An 821-nucleotide genomic window follows, 5' to 3' on the forward strand; every position below is an offset into this window, starting at 1 on the left:
GGCAGATGCTGGCGATCGGCCGCGCCCTGCTGACCCAGCCGCGCCTGCTGGTGCTGGACGAGCCGAGCGAGGGGCTGGCGCCGCTCGCCGCCGAGGAGATCCTACTCGGCCAGGTCGGCCGGCTGGTGGCGGAGGGAGTGGCGGTGCTGCTGGCCGAGCAGAACCTGCCGCTGGCGCTGCGGCTCTGCCCGCGCGCGGTGGTGCTGTCCGGCCGCCGCGTCGCCTTCGATGGCGCGGCCGCCGCGCTGCGCGCCGACCGCGCCTTACTGATGGAGCATCTCGGGGTATGACGCCGCCCGTCACCCTGCCGCGCTCCGGCTGGTGGGACATGGAGGCCGGCGCGGCGCGGCGGCACCGCGTCTTCCTGGCCTGGCCGGAGGCGCCGCCGCCGCCGGGGGGCTATCCCGTGCTGCTGCTGCTCGACGCCAATGCCGGCTTCGGCACGGCGGTCGATGCCTACCGCGCGATGACCTGGCGCGACACGCCGGGGCGGCCGGCGCCGGCGCTGATCGTCGGGCTCGGCCATCCGGGCGACGCCGCCTATGCGCCCGAGGCGCGGCGGCACGACTACACCCCACCCCTGCCCGGCGCCGCGCAGGAGGAGGAGGCGGGCGCGGACGCCTTGCTGCGCTTCATCGAGGCGGCGCTGCTGCCGGCGCTGGCCCGCCGCCACCCGGTCGATGCCCACCAGCTGGCGCTGTTCGGCCATTCGCTGGGCGGGCTGTTCGCGCTGCACGCGCTGTTCGCGCGGCCGGGGCTGTTCCGCGCCATCGTCGCCGCCAGCCCCTCGCTGTGGTGGGGCGAGGGCGCGATGCTGGCGG

Annotated in this window: 1 protein-coding gene and 1 pseudogene; both read left to right on the forward strand. The window is 77.3% G+C overall.

What is annotated here, in order from left to right:
- Positions 1 to 290 (forward strand): annotated as a pseudogene (locus HMPREF0731_RS22120) (ABC transporter ATP-binding protein); the annotation flags it as partial.
- Positions 287 to 821, forward strand: a 535-nt coding sequence (locus HMPREF0731_RS22125) for an alpha/beta hydrolase (RefSeq protein ID WP_040614464.1), incomplete at its 3' end; no start/stop codon positions are given. The pseudogene HMPREF0731_RS22120 and the gene HMPREF0731_RS22125, both read left to right, overlap by 4 nt.

Origin of the sequence: Pseudoroseomonas cervicalis ATCC 49957 (assembly GCF_000164635.1) — a bacterium.
Taxonomy (GTDB): Bacteria; Pseudomonadota; Alphaproteobacteria; order Acetobacterales; family Acetobacteraceae; genus Pseudoroseomonas; species Pseudoroseomonas cervicalis.